The following is a 17,825-nucleotide window of genomic DNA, read 5'->3' as shown; positions in this document are numbered from 1 at the left end:
GCACGCCTCCAGCTTTGGACACATATGAATTGATGACCCCCGTGGCCCCCGCCGCGGGGGTTTGTCATTTTTGTGTCCGGAGACTCCGCGCGACAAAGACCGCAGGTGCTCCTGCTAGGCAAACGCCCCTGTTTACCCGCGACGGAAAATCGGGTGTAAGACGTGTCATTCATTATTCTTCTTCCGCGCCCCGGGTTTTGACACATCAATGTATACGCTACGCAAGAACCTTGGCACCCTGTTTCTGATCATCGCTCTTGGCGGGGTGCTGGGCGGGTTCTACACGAATATCGTGCACGAGGTGTACGGCCGCGAAACCACGGGCATCACCCTGTTGCGCGGGGCGGAACGAGGCGCGTTGGTGGCCGTGATCGTAATCGCGTTGGAAGCTCTGGTCTCGGCCAGCGTGGCCGGGCGGCTGTTGCGGCGCCTGCCTTTTGGCCCCGGCCTGATCGTGCGCGGGATCATCACCTTTATCATTCTCAGGATTGCGCTTTCGGCCTCGCATATCATCCTGATCCGGGATCCGGTCCAGTTCGAGATCTGGGCGGAAAACGGGCTGCGGCGCGATATCTTTTTCGCGGCGCTCTTTGCCTTTGTGATCCAGTTTTTCATCCAGACCCGCCGCCTGATCGGGGCGCGGACGCTGCGCAATTTCCTGCTCGGGCGCTATGCCCGGCCGGTACAGGAGAAACGCCTTTTCGTTCTGGCCGATCTGGCCGGATCGACCGAGATGGCCGACCGGTTGGGCGATCAGGCCGCCCTGTCGATGATCACCTCGGTCTTTTTGGATATCGACCCGATGATCCAGCGCCATGGCGGCGAGATCCACAACTATGTCGGCGATGAGATCATCATGAGCTGGCCCATGAAAAAACCCGCCCGCAATGCGCGGGCGCTGCGCTGTGTGGCTGAGATCCTGACCTGCCTCGACCAGCGTCGCGCGCATTATATTGAAAGTTTCGGCATCGCCCCCAGCCTGCGGATGGGCATCGCAGGGGGCAAGGTGGCAGTGGGTGAATGTGGCTGGGGCAAACGACAGGTGGTCTATATCGGGGATACGATCAACGTGGCCAAGCGGTTACAGGACATGTGCAAGGAACACGGGCTTGCCGCGATCATGGATGCCGACCTGATCCCCGAAGCCCCGATCCCGGACGGTCTGACCCCGCGCGACCTTGGCACCGTGACCCTGCGGGGCCACCAGCACGCGACGCGGATGATCGGGCTGCCGCCTGCAAATGCACCTGCAAATCAATTGCATTAACCTATTGTTTTTTATGCGTTTACCCCCTTCCAAGGTGCTATTGAAACCCTATATCTGGTGACAAGGGATCCCGCCCCGATGGCGCAGACGCCATCAGACCATGCGCGGGACCAGAAAGGACAAGACATGAAGATGAACGCCAAAGTGGCCGAGGCCCTCAACACCCAGATCAACGCCGAATTGCAGGCGTCCTATACCTATTTGTCGATGGCGGCCTATTTCGACTCGATTGACCTGCCGGGATTTGCGGCGTGGTTCCGCAGCCAGTCGTTGGAAGAGACCGAACACGCGATGCGCATCTATGATTTCATGGTGAAACGCGGCGGGCGTGTCACGCTTGAAGGCAATGCCAAACCACAAGAGGAATACGGATCGCCGGAAGAGACCATCGCGACAGCGCTTGCGATGGAGGAAGGCGTGTCCGCCCAGATCAATGCCCTGTTCGCACTGGCCAAAGAACATGACGACTATTCCGCGCAGCACATGCTGAACTGGTTCCTTGATGAACAGATCGAAGAAGAAGACGTCTTTGCCACCGTTCTGGACAAGGCCCGCGCGGCAGATGGCAACCGCTGGTTCCTTCTGGAGCTCGACAAGGAATTGGGCGCGGCCCGCCCCGTGCCTGCGCCGGAAGAGGCCTGACACCGCCCGCGCCAAACTGCACATGATTGGAACAGGTTTCGGGAATCCCGCCCGAAACCTGCTTTTTTTTCTGAAAACCTGAGAAATCGCGGGGCGAACGCTCTGAATATGGACTTGCGGTCTGGGTTGCCCCTCCACATTCCCAAGAAAGCCCCTACATTCGACGGGAACCACAAAAACAGGGCGCGATACATAATGACCGATACCTATACCCCCCCGAAAGTCTGGACATGGGACGCAAGCAGCGGCGGAAAATTCGCCAGCATTAACCGCCCTATTGCAGGGCCGACCCATGACAAAGAGCTGCCTGTGGGAGAACATCCTTACCAGCTATATTCGCTGGCAACCCCGAACGGGGTGAAGGTGACCGTGATGCTGGAAGAACTGCTGGCCGCAGGTCACAAGGGCGCGGAATATGATGCATGGCTGATCAATATCGGCGACGGGGACCAGTTTGGGTCGGGGTTTGTCGATGTGAACCCCAACTCGAAAATTCCCGCGTTGATGGACCGCAGCGGAGACACGCCGGTGCGCGTGTTCGAATCCGGCGCGATCCTGTTGCACCTTGCCGAGAAATTCGATGCTTTCCTGCCGTCTGATCCGGCCAAACGCCCCGAGATGCTCAGCTGGCTTTTCTGGCAGATGGGCAGTGCCCCTTATCTGGGCGGCGGCTTTGGCCATTTCTATGCCTATGCGCCGGAAAAGTGGGAATACCCGATCAACCGCTTTGCGATGGAAACCAAGCGCCAGCTTGACGTGCTGAACCGCCAACTGGCCGAGACGCGTTATATCGCGGGCGAAGACTATACTATCGCCGATATCGCGATCTGGTCGTGGTACGGTGCTTTGGCCCTGGGTCGTCTGTACGAAGCGGGCGAATTCCTTGACGTGGAAAGCTATGAGCACGTGCAACGCTGGGCCAAAGAGATCAACGACCGCCCCGCAGTGAAACGCGGCGTGATGGTCAACCGGTCTTGGGGCGACCTTGATAAACAACTGCGCAACCGCCACAGCGCCGAGGATTTTGAAACCGCGACGCAGGACAAGCTGGAACCCGCCGAGGGGGAAGAGGCCTAGGCCCCTTCCAAAATCATCTGACTTGCTTTCTCGCCGATCATGATGGTCGGCGAGTTTGTATTTCCGCTGGTGATGGTCGGCATGATCGACGCATCGACCACGCGCAGGCCGCCGAGGCCACGCATCCTCAATTGCGGATCAAGCGGTGCGGCATCATCCGCGCCCATGCGCACTGTGCCGACGGGGTGAAAGATCGTGGTGCCGATATCGCCCGCCGCCTGTACCAACTGGGCATCGTCCTGTGCCGTGAGGCCCGGTTTCATTTCCTCGGGACTGTATTTCGCCATCGGGGCCTGCCCCATGATGTGGCGTGCCTGACGAATGGCCGCCACGGCAACCGCGCGATCCCCTTCGGTGGAAAGGTAATTCGGCGCGATCTCGGGCATGGCCTCCGGGTCGGGCGACGCGATGCGCACATGCCCGCGGCTTTCCGGACGCAGGTTACAGACACTGGCGGTCATGGCGGGAAAATCGTGCAGCGGCTGGCCAAACGCCTCAAGCGTCAGGGGCTGCACGTGATATTCCAGATCAGGCGTTTCCAGATCGGCGCGCGATTTCGTGAAGGCGCCGAGTTGCGAAGGCGCCATCGACATCGGCCCGGACCGTTTCGCCAGATACTCCAGCCCGATCTTCGCCTTGCCCCAAAGTGAATTTGCCATGGTATTCAGCGTCTTTGCCCCGTCCAGTTTCCAGGCGCAGCGCAGTTGCAGATGGTCTTGCAGGTTCTCGCCAATCGCAGGCATCTCGTGCAGCGTGTCGATCCCGTATTTTTGCAACAGTGCGCCCGGCCCGATGCCTGAGAGCTGCAGGATCTTGGGTGAATTCACGGCCCCCGCGGACAGGATCACCTCGCCCCCCGCACGGGCCTGTTTTACCTGGCCGTTCTGGGTGTATTCAACCCCGATAACCCGCCCCTCTTCGATCAAGAGACGGTTGGTCTGGGCATGGACCTCGACCTTCAGGCGCGTATCCTTGACGGGGCGCAGGAACGCCTTGGCTGTGTTCAGCCGCCAGCCCTTGGTCTGATTCACCTTGAAATAGCCGACACCTTCGTTGTTACCGGTGTTGAAATCATTGGTCCGCCTGATCCCCGCGGCCTCGGCGGCGGCCATCCAATCGTCCAGAACATCCCAGTGCAGGCGCTGGTTGTCGACATGCCATTCGCCGCCGGTGCCGTGCATTTCAGAGGGGCCATCCATGTAATCCTCGGCCCGCTTGAACAGGGGCAGCACATCGTCCCAGCCCCAGCCCGGATTGCCCATCTGCCGCCAGCCGTCATAATCTGCCGCCTGCCCGCGCAGGTACAGCATCCCGTTGATTGATGAACACCCGCCCAGCACCTTGCCGCGCGGATAGAGGAGGGACCGGCCGTTCAACCCAGCATCGGGTGCCGTTTTATACATCCAGTCGGTGCGCGGATTGCCGATGCAGTAAAGATACCCCATCGGGATGTGAATCCAGTGGTAGTTGTCTCTGCCGCCCGCCTCGAGCAACAGCACCTTGTAACCGGCGGCGCTTAGCCGGCTTGCCACAACACAGCCTGCGCTGCCTGCGCCAACAACGATGTAATCCCAGCTCATGCGATGTCTCCGCCAATCAACATTTGGGTCAAAAGGCTGTCGGGGTCTGTCAGGCCGTCGATCACGTCGAAATGGTGTTTGCCCTGCTCAACGACATGTCCGCATTCCCACGCTTCGGCCAGCCACATGGCCTGATCCAGAAAAGCCGGGCGTTCGTCCTCTCCGACCCAGACTGTGACCGGCACCGAGAGCGGCTTTTTGAAGATCGGGCTTTCGGCCATGGCCGCGGCCTCGTCCATGTTGAAGTCATCATTCATCGCGGTCTGCATCAGGGGGCGCAGGTCGCTGAGCGGAGAAATCGGCATCACGTGTTTGAGCCTGTTGGCAATATTCGTGGGCAGCACGTTTTCGCAGGCCATGCGCGCCACCAGATGTCCGCCCGCCGAATGCCCTGCCAAAAGGATGGGGCCCGCAACATGGGCGGCGGCCTCGGTCACGGCAAGGGTGATCTGACGGGTGATGTCCCTGATCCGCACCGACGGACACAGGTCATAGGACGGCATGGCAACGGCCCAGCCCCGCGCAAGCAGACCCGCCGCGAGATGCGACCAGACGGATTTGTCAAAGCGCAGCCAATAGCCGCCATGCACAAACACAGCGAGACCCATTGCCGGGGTTTCCGGCATCATCAGGTCGAAAACTTCGCGCGCGCCCTCGCCATAGGGAAAATCTTCGATGATCTGGTCATTTTCTCGAAGATTATCGCGAAAAGCCCGGGCTTCTTTGGTCCATCTTGGGGGATATTCCGCGGCACCCGGAATATATGTAGCGTTGGCGTAGGCGTCATCGAGGCTGTCTTGACTCATTTGCTTATCTTGTTAAGTAATTATGCGAACAGGTTGCACTCGAACCCTAGCCGCAATTACCTTGCCTGTGCCATCGAAAACCGGAGACACACCCATGCTCGACACCACCACCGACCTGAAGTCCCTGCTCAAGGATCCCAGCCTTCTGGAAACCCGCGCCTATATCGGCGGAGCCTGGGTTGAAGGGGACAATGGCACCTTTGAAGTGACCAACCCCGCCCGTGGCGACGTGATTGCCCAAGTGGCCGATGTCAGCCGCGCACAGGTTGCGGGCGCAATCGCGCAGGCCGATACCGCACAGAAAGACTGGGCCAAGTGGACCGGCAAGGAACGCGCCGCCGTGCTGCGCAAATGGTTCGACCTGATGATGGAGAACCAGCAGGATCTTGGCACCATCCTGACCGCCGAAATGGGCAAGCCGCTGGCCGAAGCGGTGGGCGAAATCGCCTATGGCGCATCCTTCATCGAATTTTTCGGGGAAGAAGCCAAACGCATCTATGGCGAAACCATTCCCGGCCACCAGCGCGACAAACGCATCACCGTGATCAAACAGCCGATTGGTGTGGCCGCGTCGATCACCCCCTGGAACTTTCCCAACGCGATGATCACCCGCAAGGCCGGTCCGGCGCTGGCGGCAGGCTGCTCTTTTGTGGCCCGTCCGGCAGCGGAAACGCCGCTTTCAGCAATCGTGCTGGGCGTTCTGGCCGAACGCGCAGGCATTCCGGCTGGCGTGTTCAATGTCGTGCCCTCGTCGCGTGCCAGCGAGATCGGCAAGGAATTCTGCGAAAACGATGCCGTGCGCAAACTGACCTTTACCGGCTCGACCGAAGTGGGGCGTATCCTGCTGCGGCAGGCGGCGGACAGCGTGATGAAATGCTCGATGGAACTGGGCGGCAACGCGCCGTTCATCGTGTTCGACGACGCCGATCTGGATGCGGCGGTTGAAGGCGCAATCCTGTGCAAATTCCGCAACAACGGGCAAACCTGTGTCTGTGCCAACCGGATTTACGTGCAGGCGGGTGTTTATGATGCCTTTGCCGAAAAACTGCGCGCGCGCGTCGCCGAAATGAAGGTCGGTGACGGCCTTGAGGACGGCACCATCTTTGGCCCGCTGATCAACGGCGAAGCGGTCGAGAAGGTGCAGGAACACATCGCCGATGCCACCGCCAAAGGGGCCGAGGTCATTCTGGGCGGCAATCCATCCGAACTTGGCGGGACGTTCTTTCAGCCGACCATCGTGACCGGTGCGACGACCGACATGGCCTTTGCCACGGACGAAACCTTTGGCCCGCTGGCCCCGCTGTTCAAGTTCGAGAACGAGGACGAAGTGATCGCGATGGCCAACGACACGATCTTTGGTCTGGCCTCGTATTTCTATGCCAAGGACCTGAGCCGCGTTTACAAAGTGGCCGAGGCACTGGAATACGGGATCGTCGGAGTGAACACCGGCATCATCTCGACCGAGGTCGCCCCGTTCGGCGGCGTCAAGCAATCGGGCCTCGGCCGCGAAGGCAGCCATCACGGCATCGAGGATTACCTCGAAATGAAATATATCTGCATGTCCGTCTGATCAGCCGGACATGTCGGGGGCCATGTGGGACACCAGATCCTGCATGGCCGCCTGCCAGGCCTGTTCCACTTCGGGCAACAGTGCGGCCCCCAAAACATCCCGCATCGCCGCGACAAAGGCATCCACCGCCAACGCGTATTGGGTATAGGTCACCCCCGTCTTGGCGTGTTGCGCCGCAAGACGCCCGCCCAGATCATGAAATGTCTCGGGGCGCGAGGCGTGTTTGAGGATCAGCACCAGGATCGACGCGAACATTTCGCGCTGCATGAACATGTCTTTCGGGAACAGGGCGCGCAGCCCCGGATCGGCCGCGAACAGGTGATCATAAAACCGCGTGGCCAGCTCTGCCTTGCGGGCGAAGACCTGCACATAGCTTTGCTCCAGCACCTGTCTTTGCGTCTTGTCCATCATGTCCTGCCTTGCGAACCACCCGTGCGGACAAGGTGACATGATCTTTTGAAGCAATCCTTAACATCAGGCCGGACGCCTATGCCGTGCCAAAGAACCCCTCCGCCAAAAGTGCGACTTTGTCGGGATAGGCACGACGGGTGGCCTCGTATTCCGTCGGGCCGAACATGCGCGACAGGGTAGGCTCGGAGATAGCGAAGTAACTCACCGCCCCCAGCACATTATAGACCAGCGCCAACGCCTCGGGCGGCGTGGCGTCCTGCCAGCGTTCAGTTTCAAGAACGGTGTTGGTCAGGTTTTCGAGAAATGGTTTCAGATACCATGCATCGGCCTGTTCAGCCCTCTGGCGGTTGTCGAGAAGCTCTCGCATGATCAGCCGCGTGTCGTCGGGATGCGTCAGGGCAATCTCGCAGAACGTGGTGCAGAACCGGCGCAAACGGTCCTCTGCCGGGCCACCGCCCGCCTCAATATCCTCCAAGACACGCGTAAACCGGTTGGACAGCCGTGCCAGCACCTCGCCATAGAGTTTTTCCTTACTGCCGAAATGGTGGATCAGCGCCTGTTTGGTCATCCCCAACTCGTCCGCGATGGCGGCAATCGACGTTCCATAAAAGCCCCGCTCGGCAAAAAGCTGGCGAGCCGCCTCTATGAATTGGGTCCGTGTATCATGTGGCGCCTCTGCAGTCATGTCTGAACTCCGGTCATTGCCCCGACAGGGATGCCCGAATTCGAATCTGTTGACAACTTACCATTTGGTAAGCATATAATCTTACCGAATGGTAAGGAGGCTCATATGGAACGCGCGACTGAACTCTATCTTCTAGAAGAATTGCTGGGCCTGCATTCGGCCCAATCGGCCTATCTGGACGACACCATCTTTGAGAACCCCGTGTCCCGCTATAACGACCCGGCGCATTTTCAGCAGGAACAGGCGCAAGTCTTCCGCCGATTTCCCCAATTGACAGTACATGCCAGCGAACTGCCAGACGCCGGTAGTTTCCTGCGCAAGGAGATTGCGGGCTTGCCTGTCCTGTTGACCCGAGACAGGGACGGCAAAGTGCATGCATTCCTGAACGTCTGCCGCCATCGTGGCGCACGTCTGGTCGAGGACGAGAAGGGATGCAGAAACGCGTTTTCCTGCCCTTACCACGCCTGGACATTTTCGAACCAAGGCGATTTGCGCGGAATTCCCCATGAAAAACAGGGGTTTCCCGGCGTCGACAAATCCAAAATGGGGCTGATACGCCTCCCCGCTGCGGAACGGTTGGGCTGGATCTGGGTTTTGCCGGATCCAAACGGCACAATGCACATCGACGCCTTTGTCGCCCCTCTGGTCGAGGATTTCGGCTGGCTCGACACGGCCAAAATGAAAATCGCCGTCTCGGATACCTTGACCGTCGACGCCAACTGGAAATTGCTGATCGAAGGCGGCATCGAAGCCTATCATTTCAAGGTCACACACAAGCACACGATCGGGCCGCATTTTCTTGATAACCTGTCCAGTTACCGGATGCTGGGCAAACATATGCGCTCGGTTCTGCCCCGCGCCCATCTGGCCGACCTGCAGGACATGCCGCGCGAGGATTGGGACATCCGCAGGGATGCCAACGTGCTCTATTGCGTGTTCCCGCTCAGCCAGCTTCTGGTCATGCAAGATCACATCGCATGGATCCACGCGACCCCACTGAACGAGGGGCAGACAGAACTTCGCCTTTCCACCGTAGTGCCCGCCTCAAGCAACCTTGAGGATTCGGAACAGGCCGAGCACTGGAAGCGCAACCATGCCATCACCAAGGTCACCCTGTCCGAAGACTTCGAGGTCAATGCCGGAGCGCAGGCGGGGCTGGGTGCGGGGGCCAACCGGCATGTGACGTTCGGCCGGTTTGAAGGCGCCCTTGCCGCCTTTAACCAGACGGTCATGGCCGCCATGGAAGAAGAGCAGGCTTGAAAACGGCCCCGCCTTGGGAAAGGCTGCCCCATTCCCAAGGCAAGAGGCAGAGATGGCGCAATCCCTCATCACATCCGAGATCGATTTCGACGCAGACGGCAAACAGGCCGGATATCTGCGCGTGCCTCATTCTGTCCACCGCAGCGCCTATGGCTGGATTCCCGTGCCCGTAGTCTCGATCAAACAAGGCAGCGGACCGGTGGTCCTGATGCTGGCGGGCAATCACGGGGATGAATACGAAGGCCAGATTGCCCTGACCAAACTGGCACAGGATCTTGTGCCCGAGGCGTTACAGGGGCAGGTAATCCTATTGCCCATGACCAACTTTCCCGCGGCCGAGACAGGGCAACGCTGTTCACCCTTGGATAACGGTAATCTCAATCGGTCCTTTCCGGGCGACCCGGGCGGCACACCGACCCAGATGATCGCGCATTTTATCGAAGAGGTGCTGTTGCCAGGCTGCGATGTCCTCATCGACCTGCATTCCGGGGGATCCTCGCTTTTCTATCCCGCCACGTTGCTGCGCGGTCAGGGATGGACCGAGGAAGAGGGCGCCACCCTGCGCGCGCTCGAGGCGGCGTTTGACCTGCCTCAGGCGTGGGTGTTTCAAGGCGGGGGCGGCCCGCACTCGACCGCGCGCACGGCGATGGGGGCCGCGAACCGCAAGGGCGTCATCCCGGTCATGGCGGAACTTGGTGGCGGTGGGTCCGTGACCCCCGATATTCTTTCCCTCACCGAACGCGGCTTGCGACGCGTGCTGCACCATCTGGGCATGCTGCCCGCCTACCGCCCCGATGCGCCACGCGGCACGCGGGCGCTGCATGCGGCGGGGTCTGTCTTTGCTTATGAGGCCGGGCTGTTCGAACCGTTGAAAGACCTGTCAGACCCGGTGGGCACAGGCGAAGTGGTGGGGCGCATCCATGACCCCTCGGCCCCTTTGCGCCTGCCTGTGGATGTGATCTCTCCCTATGATGGCATCGTCATGGCCAAACGCCCGATGGCGCAGGTCCGCCGCGGGGATGCTGTGGTCCAGATCGGCTATGACATGCCGGACCTTGCCCCCCAGACATGAAAACACCCCGGCCGCCGCGCGACCGGGGTGCCCTGTGAAAGCAGGGAAGGCCGATCAGTTCACGGCCTTGGCGTCCACCACATCCTGTTCGACAGCTTTCGGATTTGCCGAGCTGATTTCAATGCGACGCGGCTTTAGCGCCTCGGGAATTTCGCGCTCCAGATCAACGTGAAGCATCCCGTCCACATGGCTAGCGCCGGTCACACGCACGTGGTCGGCAAGATGGAAGCGACGCTCGAAGGCGCGGGTGGCAATGCCGCGGTGCAGATAAGTCCGTTCCTCGGCCTCGTCTGCCTTGCGTGCGGTCACGACAAGCGCGTTCTGCTTGACCTCGATTGCAAGGTCATCCGCGCTGAACCCCGCCACGGCGATCGAAATGCGATAGGCATCCTCGGCGGTTTTCTCGATGTTATAGGGGGGATAGCTGGGTTGTCCGGCCTCGGACGACAGGACACGATCCATAAGGCTGGCCAACTGGTCAAATCCGACCGAAGACCGGTAAAGGGGTGCGAGATCAAAGCTACGCATGGGTCATCCTCCTTGATGAGCGATAACGATATGTTTGCGCCTTCCCTTATGGGACAGGCAGGTGACACGGGGCCCGAAACCGGCGCCCCGTGCCAGAAAGATGGGCATGGAAAATCAGGGTTTCAAGCCCTGCCGCGCCCCTCAGTCGACTTTGATGAATTTGGCCCCACCACCGGATCGCACGCCCGCCCCGGCCGTGATCCGCTTGGCCCCCTGTCCCGCCTGCAATCGGGATGGCTCGCCGTTACGCATACGTTGTTTCAGGCGCGAAACCTTTTCGGGCAGGGTCATGCCCAGCGCAATCTGGCGGCCCGTCTGCGGATCCTGCCCCATGGCAGATATCACCGACAGGATCCGCATCCGCGTGCCATAGCGCACGAACACGGGCGCACCGGAAGACCCGAAAGTCACATCACAATCAAACGACATCAGCCCGGCCCCACGCTTCAACACGCGACAGTCTTTCTGCCAGGACAGGTTCTCGCTGCGCCCCTTGCCATAACTCAGAACCGAGACAACCTCGCCCTGCTCCGGCGTGGCATGAATGCGGAAAGGGTCGGCCTCGCTTGCAAAGATGGGCGAGGCCAGACGCAGGAGGGCAAGGTCATGGCGCATCCTGTCCCCGTCGATTTCAGACCCGGAAACGGGCACATAGCCGCTGTCGACAACGATACGATTGACCTTGCGCACCGACAGGGCATCGCCCGAAACATTGCCCGCCCGAAAAATCACCCGCTCAGGGGCGATCTGGCGTCCGGTTTCGTCAAACATGCAATGCGCCGCCGTCAGAACCAGATCCTGCGCAATCAGCGACCCGGTGCAAAACCCATGCCCGGCCATATCGACACGGCCAATCGCCTCCCATCCCAGAAGGTCACCACGGCTGCGCAGGGCTTTCAGGCTGTCACCGGCAAAAGCGGGCATTGTTGGCAGCAGGCACAACAGGATGGGCAGAACCAGACCGAGTCTCATGGCTTGATGAATTTTGCGCCGGTACTGTTACGCCGGGCTGGGGTATCGGCCTCGGCTTCTGCCCGCAAAAGGGTGATCGCTCCGTCCAGCGCCATACCCAGCGCCACCGGCTCAGAATCCATCTGGCCCTTGGCAGACACGACCGAAGCAATGCGGGGCACACCACCGTCGAACACGAAGATGGGCGCGCCGCTGCTGCCGAAGTTCACATCACACGAGGTGATATAGACGTCCCCCGCCTGCCCCTTCACTTCACAGATTTCCTGCAAGGACGGGGCCTCGGCACGTTCCTTGGCGTAGGATACGACCCCAACCCGCGCGCCCTGCCCCAAAGGACGGGCCAGTTCATAGGGTTTCACGGTGGTGTTGCGAATCGGATGGTGCAGTTGCAACAGGGCGAGGTCATTGACGACGCGTTCGGCGCCGCCTTTGCTGCGATAGGTATAGGCAGGATGCACGATCACCCGCCGGATATTGCGATAGGCCGCGGCCCGCCCGTTGCGCCATCCGGCGCGAAACTCGATCTCGGTCGGGGCAATACGGGCGCCCGTGACCTTGTCGAACACGCAATGCGCCGCGGTCAGAACAAGATCGGCGGCGATAAGGGCACCGGTGCAAAACCCTTCTTTGCCAATCTCAAGACGCCCGACCCCTTCCCAGCCGCGACTGGCCTCACCCGTATCCAGCCGTTGCAACAGCGACGTCTGGGCGGTGGCTGGCAGCGCCAGAAACAGGCCAAGAAACAGGGTCAACAGAATGCGCAAGGCGATTGCTCCTCAAGATGTCATCCGCCGTCTCTACCTGCCGGAAAGGGCAAAACTAGGGCAACGCCGTGCAAGACCCGGGGCCGAAACGGTACGCAGGAACCTGTTTGGCAGCGCAGGACGTGCAGGCTAAGCTGCACCCATGATCTGGATCGACCGTTTCGCCCTGTTTTCGCTGTTGGATATGCTGGCCGTTGGCCTCTTGTGCCTGGCCTGGGTCGGCATTGGCTGGCGGATCGAACACCCCTCACCGGACAAACCCTCGCTGTCCCGCCTGATGGCGCGCTACCGGCGCGAGTGGCTGATCCAGTTCGTTAGCCGCACCCCGCGCATGTTCGACGCGCAAATGCTGTCGATCCTGCGGCAGGGCACGGCTTTCTTCGCCTCGGCCACGATGATCGCCATCGGGGGCGGGCTGGCCCTGATCGGCAACACAGAACAGCTTGCCGGCGTCGCCACCGACCTCACCCTCGTGCGGGCACCTGCGTTCGTGCTTGAGGTGAAACTGGTCCTGATGCTGATTTTTATCGCCAACGCGTTTCTGAAATTCGTCTGGGCGCATCGGCTATTCGGCTATTGTTCGGTGGTCATGTCGGCGGTGCCCAATGACCCCGAAGACCCGGCCGCCCTGCCCCGCGCCCACAAGGCGTCGGAAATCAACATCACCGCCTCGCGCAGCTTCAACCGCGGCATGCGCTCGGTCTATTTCGGGCTGGCTGCCACGGCATGGCTGTTCGGGGCTACCGCGCTGATCCTCGCCACACTTCTGACCGTGTTCGTGCTCTGGCGCCGCGAGTTCAATTCGCAATCGCGCGCAGCTCTTCTGGACCCAGCCGACGGCTTTGGGGCCTGATCCGCCCGTCCTCTTTTTCTTGGTCGAAATACCTTGGGGTGAATTGGCCCAGCGGGCCAAGAGGGGCAACGCCCCTGCCCGCGCTATACCCTGTGATAAGGTGCCCCGGACAGGATCGAGGCAGCGCGGTATAGCTGTTCAGCCAGCATCACGCGGGCCAGCATATGCGGCCAGACCATCTTGCCAAAACTCAGCTTCGCATCGGCCTGCGCGCGCAGCGCCGGATCAATCCCGTCGGCCCCGCCAATCACGAATGCCAGATCCCCGCGCCCCTCGTCGCGCCAGCCTGCCATCATCTGTGCAAAATCGGGCGAGGACATCAGCTTGCCGCGTTCGTCCAGCGCACAGATCACCGCGCCTTTGGGCAGAACACCAGACAACAACGCGGCCTCGGCTGCCATACCGCCGCCCTTCTTGTCCTCGACCTCGTGCACCTTGACCGGCCCGAGGCCCAGCGCCCGGCCGGTCCGGTCAAATCGTGTCAGATAGTCATCAAGAAGATCGCGCTCGGGTCCGGGCCGCAACCGACCCACGGCGCAGATATGCACGCGTAAAGGCATGTATCACCAGTTCTCGGCGTCCGCTGGACGTCAGGCGTTTCCGCCCGGCATCCACATCTTTTCGAGCTGGTAGAACTCGCGCACTTCGGGGCGAAACACATGGACGATGATGTCGCCCGTGTCGATCAGCACCCAGTCGCCGGCATCTTTGCCTTCGACCTTGGACAGACGACCGAAATCCTGCTTGAGGTTATCGACGAGCTTTTCAGAGATCGCCGCCACCTGCCGGGTCGAACGGCCCGAGCAGATCACCATGTAGTCGCCAATCGCCGTTTTGCCGCGCAGGTCGATCTGCACGATGTCTTCGGCCTTGTCGTCTTCGAGCGAGGAAATGATACGCGCAAGCAACGCTTCGCTGGTTACGCCGGTCTTGGCCCCGTTTTCATCAGAGCCCAGTGCAGCATTTTGTGCCACGTCAGTATTCAGAGACAGAGACCTGCCCTCCTTGCAACGCGCCGCAGAGCCCCGACGCCGGGCATGTGACAAAGATAGCATCGCAAAGGTGTATTCTCAATGGCATGAAAACAGACAGGTCGCTTGCCGCGATGTCTGCGCCCATGGGGCCACATCAATCGTCGGGCAGGACAAGGCCCCGGTCGGGTCCTTGTTACGAGTCTTCCAGCATCCGCACCTCGCGCTGCGGGAAGGGAATGCTGATGCCTTCGGCTTGAAATGCATCCCAAAGCGCAAGATAGACATTGCCGCGAATATTGGTCAGCCCCTGGGTCGGATCCTCGATCCAGAACCGCAGGATATAGTCCACCGAGGAATCGCCGAACCCCACGATGTGACAGACCGGGGTGTTGGGATAGGTCAGCACCCGGTCAACGCTTTTGGCTGCCTCGATCGCGATCTTGCGCACTTTGTGAGGGTCATCACCGTAGGCTGTGCCAAAATAGATATCCAGCCGCACATAGGCGTTTGTATGGGACCAGTTGACCACCTGCCCTGTGATCAGGTCTTCGTTCGGGATCAGATATTCGCGCCCGTCGCGGGTCACCACGCTGACATAGCGCGCGCCCAGTGAATTGATCCAGCCAAATGTCTCGCCCAGACTGATGACGTCGCCCGGCTTGATGGATTTATCAAGCAGGATGATGATGCCCGACACGAGGTTCGACACCACCTTCTGCAGACCAAACCCAAGGCCGACACCGATAAAGCCGGACAGAACCGCCAGCCCGCGCAAGTCAAACCCGAGCGTGCGCAGGCCAATCAAGAAGGCGAGACCATAAAGGATGACCTGCAGCGCCTTGACGATCAGAACCTGCATCGTGGGCGAGATCGAGTCGTTCCGCTTGATCGTTGCGGCAGATTGCCGTGACAGGAACCGCACGATGGCAATGGCAAAGCCAAGAATCACGACACCTTGCGCCACATGCCACAGCGAAATCCGCGCCGACCCAAGATCCACGGCCGCACTGTCCAAAAGCTGCATCGCCTCTTCCGACAGGCCGAGGATGGAAATCGTGACCCAGATCCACGCCCCATAGCGCAGCACCGCGCGCAGGAAGGCATTGTTGACCAACCGCACGACCACCACCACGACAAGCCACGCAGTCGAGAGGTTCGCAAGAATCGCCAGAAGATAAGACCGGCTGGGCCATGTTATACCCTGCATGATCCAGACCGTGACCCAGATCAGGATCACGAACAGCACCAGCGGCATCCGCCGGTGCAGCGTGACCAGATAGCGATAGCGCCACTTGGGCCAGCCTTCGCGGTCTTTCATCCATTCGTAAAGACGCGGGCGCAGCAGTTTCGCCAGCAGATAGGCCGCCGCGATCAGGACAAGGGCAATCGCCACTTGATAAGCATTCCAAGGGCGCACCAACCCTTCGGCAAAGTCGACGATCTGGTCCCAGACACCAAGCGCGATGTCCTGCGCGTTCGGATCACCCTCGGGCTCAAGCGCGGCGGCCGCCTGTTCCAGCGTTGTCGGCTGCCCGGCGCCGGTCTGCGCATCAGTGGTCATCGTTTCTGTGTCTGACATCTTCCCCATCATGCACGCGCACCCTTACTGCGGCAATGATCTTTGCTTGGAAGATCAACGATTTGCGCTGACGGTTTGCGGTCCGGCCCAGAATGCGCCCGCCGGGAAGGGCGCGAGCAAGCAAAAAAGCCGCAGCCTCAAAGCACCTCCGTTGGTGGCGCGGTACAGCTTCGTGACTTGAAGGAAACCGATTCGAGGTGTATGGCGAAGGCATGAAACGCATCTATGACATTGACGACCGCGCCTTCTTGCCATGGCGCTTCTTTGGTCAGTCGAAATCCGTCATCGCCGCCCTATGAGCGTGCCGGCGCAGTATTCCTGCGCCCGATTTGCAAGCCACACAGCCAATTCATAACAAATCGGAGAGGACCCATGTCCCCCAAAACCCTCTATGACAAGATCTGGGATGCGCATGTCGCGCATGAAGCCGAGGACGGCACCTGCCTTCTGTATATCGACCGTCACCTCGTACACGAAGTGACCAGTCCGCAGGCCTTTGAAGGTCTGCGCATGGCAGGCCGCAAGGTACGCGCGCCCGAGAAAACCATTGCCGTACCGGATCACAACGTGCCCACCACCGCGGGCCGTGAAGACCCCGCGCAAATGACCGAAGAATCGCGCATTCAGGTCGAGGCACTGGACAAGAACGCCAAGGAATTCGGCGTGCATTACTATCCCGTGTCCGATGTCCGCCAGGGCATCGTGCACATCGTCGGCCCGGAAAACGGCTGGACCCTGCCCGGCATGACTGTGGTGTGCGGTGACAGCCACACAGCCACCCACGGCGCGTTTGGTGCACTGGCCCACGGGATCGGCACCTCGGAAGTGGAACACGTTCTGGCGACCCAGACGCTGATCCAGAAAAAATCGAAAAACATGAAGGTTGAGATCACCGGCAAGCTGAAACCAGGCGTGACCGCCAAGGACATCACGCTGGCCGTGATCGGTGAAACCGGCACCGGCGGCGGCACCGGCTATGTCATTGAATATTGCGGTGAAGCGATCCGCGACCTGTCGATGGAAGGGCGCATGACCGTCTGTAACATGGCCATCGAAGGCGGCGCGCGCGCTGGTCTGATTGCACCGGACGAGACCACCTTTGAATACTGCAAGGGCCGCCCGCACGCCCCGAAAGGCGCGGCATGGGAACAGGCCGTCGCGTATTGGAAGACCCTCTACACCGATGAAGGCGCGCATTTCGACAAGGTCGTCACCCTGCGCGGCGAAGACATTGAACCCGTCGTCACCTGGGGCACCTCGCCCGAGGACGTCCTGCCAATCACCGGCGTTGTGCCTGCTCCGGAAGATTTCGAAGGCGGCAAGGTCGAAGCGGCCCGCCGTTCGATCGAATACATGGGTCTGACCCCCGGTCAGAAACTGTCGGACATCGAAATCGACACCGTGTTCATCGGATCCTGTACCAATGGCCGCATCGAAGACATGCGCGCCGTGGCCGAGGTCGTGAAGGGCAAAAAGATCAAGGAAGGCATCCGCGCCATGATCGTGCCCGGCTCGGGCCTCGTCCGTGCGCAGGCCGAAGAAGAAGGGCTGGCCGATATCTTCAAAGAGGCCGGATTTGAATGGCGCCTTGCGGGATGCTCGATGTGTCTGGCGATGAACCCCGACCAGCTGTCCGAAGGCGAACGCTGCGCCTCGACCTCGAACCGGAACTTCGAGGGGCGTCAGGGCTACAAGGGGCGCACGCACCTTGTCTCGCCCGCCATGGCAGCTGCGGCGGCGCTGACCGGCAAACTCACCGATGTTCGCGAGCTGATGTAAGGAGCC

Annotated in this window: 18 protein-coding genes; 8 read left to right on the top strand and 10 right to left on the bottom strand. The window is 60.5% G+C overall.

Going from position 1 to position 17,825, the window contains the following annotated elements:
* Nucleotides 1-208: 208 nt before the first annotated feature.
* From WNE31_RS02930 to yghU, 3 genes are all read left to right on the top strand, one after another.
* A complete protein-coding gene (locus WNE31_RS02930; RefSeq protein WP_349978165.1) occupies nucleotides 209-1,267 on the top strand; it encodes an adenylate/guanylate cyclase domain-containing protein in 1,059 nt (352 codons plus the stop codon).
* Between the two features lie 126 nt (nucleotides 1,268-1,393).
* On the top strand, nucleotides 1,394-1,909 hold the full coding sequence (locus WNE31_RS02925; RefSeq protein ID WP_349978164.1) for a ferritin: 516 nt from the start codon (nucleotides 1,394-1,396) through the stop codon (nucleotides 1,907-1,909).
* Between the two features lie 195 nt (nucleotides 1,910-2,104).
* The gene (gene yghU, locus WNE31_RS02920; RefSeq protein ID WP_349978163.1) at nucleotides 2,105-2,986 is read left to right on the top strand and encodes a glutathione-dependent disulfide-bond oxidoreductase; all 882 of its coding nucleotides are present in this window, start codon (nucleotides 2,105-2,107) and stop codon (nucleotides 2,984-2,986) included.
* Here yghU and WNE31_RS02915 read toward each other — a convergent pair.
* Together WNE31_RS02915 and WNE31_RS02910 are read right to left on the bottom strand one after the other, a co-directional pair.
* On the bottom strand, nucleotides 2,983-4,566 hold the full coding sequence (locus WNE31_RS02915; RefSeq protein WP_349978161.1) for a GMC family oxidoreductase: 1,584 nt from the start codon (nucleotides 4,564-4,566) through the stop codon (nucleotides 2,983-2,985). The genes yghU and WNE31_RS02915 overlap by 4 nt on opposite strands.
* Nucleotides 4,563-5,372, bottom strand: a complete 810-nt coding sequence (locus WNE31_RS02910) for an alpha/beta hydrolase (protein ID WP_349978159.1) — start codon at nucleotides 5,370-5,372, stop codon at nucleotides 4,563-4,565. The genes WNE31_RS02915 and WNE31_RS02910 overlap by 4 nt, the downstream gene beginning before the upstream one ends.
* Before the next feature lie 94 nt (nucleotides 5,373-5,466).
* On the opposite strand from WNE31_RS02910, the gene WNE31_RS02905 reads away from it, so the two are divergent.
* Nucleotides 5,467-6,942, top strand: coding sequence for an NAD-dependent succinate-semialdehyde dehydrogenase (locus WNE31_RS02905; RefSeq protein WP_349978157.1), 1,476 nt, complete (start codon nucleotides 5,467-5,469; stop codon nucleotides 6,940-6,942).
* Here WNE31_RS02905 and WNE31_RS02900 read toward each other — a convergent pair whose 3' ends face one another.
* Both WNE31_RS02900 and WNE31_RS02895 read right to left on the bottom strand, forming a co-directional pair.
* Nucleotides 6,943-7,353: a globin domain-containing protein gene (locus tag WNE31_RS02900; RefSeq protein ID WP_349978155.1), complete on the bottom strand. Its 411-nt coding sequence runs from the start codon at nucleotides 7,351-7,353 to the stop codon at nucleotides 6,943-6,945.
* 76 nt (nucleotides 7,354-7,429) lie between these two features.
* Nucleotides 7,430-8,038 carry a TetR/AcrR family transcriptional regulator gene (locus tag WNE31_RS02895; RefSeq protein WP_349978153.1) on the bottom strand — a complete coding sequence of 203 codons (609 nt, stop codon included), beginning with the start codon at nucleotides 8,036-8,038 and terminating at the stop codon, nucleotides 7,430-7,432.
* Between the two features lie 105 nt (nucleotides 8,039-8,143).
* Between WNE31_RS02895 and WNE31_RS02890 the strand changes: the two genes are divergently transcribed.
* The gene (locus tag WNE31_RS02890) at nucleotides 8,144-9,298 is read left to right on the top strand and encodes an aromatic ring-hydroxylating oxygenase subunit alpha (RefSeq protein ID WP_349978152.1); all 1,155 of its coding nucleotides are present in this window, start codon (nucleotides 8,144-8,146) and stop codon (nucleotides 9,296-9,298) included.
* A 52-nt stretch (nucleotides 9,299-9,350) separates the two neighbouring features.
* Nucleotides 9,351-10,370 carry a succinylglutamate desuccinylase/aspartoacylase family protein gene (locus WNE31_RS02885; RefSeq protein ID WP_349978151.1) on the top strand — a complete coding sequence of 340 codons (1,020 nt, stop codon included), beginning with the start codon at nucleotides 9,351-9,353 and terminating at the stop codon, nucleotides 10,368-10,370.
* Between the two features lie 54 nt (nucleotides 10,371-10,424).
* On the opposite strand, the gene WNE31_RS02880 is transcribed toward WNE31_RS02885, so the two are convergent.
* The 3 genes from WNE31_RS02880 to WNE31_RS02870 all read right to left on the bottom strand — a co-directional run bounded on the left by WNE31_RS02880 (nucleotide 10,425) and on the right by WNE31_RS02870 (nucleotide 12,634).
* Nucleotides 10,425-10,898, bottom strand: a complete 474-nt coding sequence (locus WNE31_RS02880) for an Hsp20 family protein (protein ID WP_349978149.1) — start codon at nucleotides 10,896-10,898, stop codon at nucleotides 10,425-10,427.
* Nucleotides 10,899-11,039: 141 nt separating this feature from the next.
* The gene (locus tag WNE31_RS02875) at nucleotides 11,040-11,870 is read right to left on the bottom strand and encodes a trypsin-like serine peptidase (RefSeq protein WP_349978148.1); all 831 of its coding nucleotides are present in this window, start codon (nucleotides 11,868-11,870) and stop codon (nucleotides 11,040-11,042) included.
* Nucleotides 11,867-12,634 (bottom strand): trypsin-like serine peptidase, encoded by a 768-nt coding sequence (locus WNE31_RS02870; protein ID WP_349978147.1) that lies wholly within the window; start codon nucleotides 12,632-12,634, stop codon nucleotides 11,867-11,869. Before WNE31_RS02870 ends, WNE31_RS02875 begins: the two co-directional genes overlap by 4 nt.
* 142 nt (nucleotides 12,635-12,776) lie before the next feature.
* Here WNE31_RS02870 and WNE31_RS02865 point away from each other — a divergent pair, with 142 nt between their 5' ends.
* Complete coding sequence (locus WNE31_RS02865; RefSeq protein ID WP_349978145.1) at nucleotides 12,777-13,487, top strand: DUF599 domain-containing protein; 711 nt, start codon at nucleotides 12,777-12,779, stop codon at nucleotides 13,485-13,487.
* Nucleotides 13,488-13,570: 83 nt separating this feature from the next.
* On the opposite strand, the gene rlmH is transcribed toward WNE31_RS02865, so the two are convergent.
* The 3 genes from rlmH to WNE31_RS02850 form a co-directional block, all read right to left on the bottom strand.
* On the bottom strand, nucleotides 13,571-14,047 hold the full coding sequence (gene rlmH / locus WNE31_RS02860; RefSeq protein ID WP_349978144.1) for a 23S rRNA (pseudouridine(1915)-N(3))-methyltransferase RlmH: 477 nt from the start codon (nucleotides 14,045-14,047) through the stop codon (nucleotides 13,571-13,573).
* Between the two features lie 30 nt (nucleotides 14,048-14,077).
* Nucleotides 14,078-14,542, bottom strand: coding sequence for a ribosome silencing factor (rsfS, locus tag WNE31_RS02855; protein ID WP_463407409.1), 465 nt, complete (start codon nucleotides 14,540-14,542; stop codon nucleotides 14,078-14,080).
* Between the two features lie 112 nt (nucleotides 14,543-14,654).
* Entirely contained in the window at nucleotides 14,655-16,040 is a 1,386-nt protein-coding gene (locus WNE31_RS02850; protein WP_349978140.1) for a mechanosensitive ion channel family protein, read from the bottom strand.
* Between the two features lie 372 nt (nucleotides 16,041-16,412).
* Here WNE31_RS02850 and leuC point away from each other — a divergent pair, with 372 nt between their 5' ends.
* Nucleotides 16,413-17,819, top strand: coding sequence for a 3-isopropylmalate dehydratase large subunit (gene leuC / locus WNE31_RS02845; protein ID WP_349978138.1), 1,407 nt, complete (start codon nucleotides 16,413-16,415; stop codon nucleotides 17,817-17,819).
* The last annotated feature ends 6 nt before the right edge of the window (nucleotides 17,820-17,825 follow it).

The organism is Shimia fortis, assembly GCF_040225985.1.
Classification (GTDB): Bacteria; Pseudomonadota; Alphaproteobacteria; order Rhodobacterales; family Rhodobacteraceae; genus Shimia.
The sequence above is the reverse complement of the archived record's forward strand: the minus strand, read 5'-3'. Positions and strand labels throughout refer to the sequence as shown.

Coding starts and splice junctions, on each gene's coding strand:
- WNE31_RS02930 (WP_349978165.1), top strand. CDS start 209: ATGTATACGCTACGCAAGAACCTTGGCACCCTGTTTCTGATCATCGCT.
- WNE31_RS02925 (WP_349978164.1), top strand. CDS start 1,394: ATGAAGATGAACGCCAAAGTGGCCGAGGCCCTCAACACCCAGATCAAC.
- yghU (WP_349978163.1), top strand. CDS start 2,105: ATGACCGATACCTATACCCCCCCGAAAGTCTGGACATGGGACGCAAGC.
- WNE31_RS02915 (WP_349978161.1), bottom strand. CDS start 4,566: ATGAGCTGGGATTACATCGTTGTTGGCGCAGGCAGCGCAGGCTGTGTT.
- WNE31_RS02910 (WP_349978159.1), bottom strand. CDS start 5,372: ATGAGTCAAGACAGCCTCGATGACGCCTACGCCAACGCTACATATATT.
- WNE31_RS02905 (WP_349978157.1), top strand. CDS start 5,467: ATGCTCGACACCACCACCGACCTGAAGTCCCTGCTCAAGGATCCCAGC.
- WNE31_RS02900 (WP_349978155.1), bottom strand. CDS start 7,353: ATGATGGACAAGACGCAAAGACAGGTGCTGGAGCAAAGCTATGTGCAG.
- WNE31_RS02895 (WP_349978153.1), bottom strand. CDS start 8,038: ATGACTGCAGAGGCGCCACATGATACACGGACCCAATTCATAGAGGCG.
- WNE31_RS02890 (WP_349978152.1), top strand. CDS start 8,144: ATGGAACGCGCGACTGAACTCTATCTTCTAGAAGAATTGCTGGGCCTG.
- WNE31_RS02885 (WP_349978151.1), top strand. CDS start 9,351: ATGGCGCAATCCCTCATCACATCCGAGATCGATTTCGACGCAGACGGC.
- WNE31_RS02880 (WP_349978149.1), bottom strand. CDS start 10,898: ATGCGTAGCTTTGATCTCGCACCCCTTTACCGGTCTTCGGTCGGATTT.
- WNE31_RS02875 (WP_349978148.1), bottom strand. CDS start 11,870: ATGAGACTCGGTCTGGTTCTGCCCATCCTGTTGTGCCTGCTGCCAACA.
- WNE31_RS02865 (WP_349978145.1), top strand. CDS start 12,777: ATGATCTGGATCGACCGTTTCGCCCTGTTTTCGCTGTTGGATATGCTG.
- rlmH (WP_349978144.1), bottom strand. CDS start 14,047: ATGCCTTTACGCGTGCATATCTGCGCCGTGGGTCGGTTGCGGCCCGGA.
- rsfS (WP_463407409.1), bottom strand. CDS start 14,542: ATGCTATCTTTGTCACATGCCCGGCGTCGGGGCTCTGCGGCGCGTTGC.
- WNE31_RS02850 (WP_349978140.1), bottom strand. CDS start 16,040: ATGTCAGACACAGAAACGATGACCACTGATGCGCAGACCGGCGCCGGG.
- leuC (WP_349978138.1), top strand. CDS start 16,413: ATGTCCCCCAAAACCCTCTATGACAAGATCTGGGATGCGCATGTCGCG.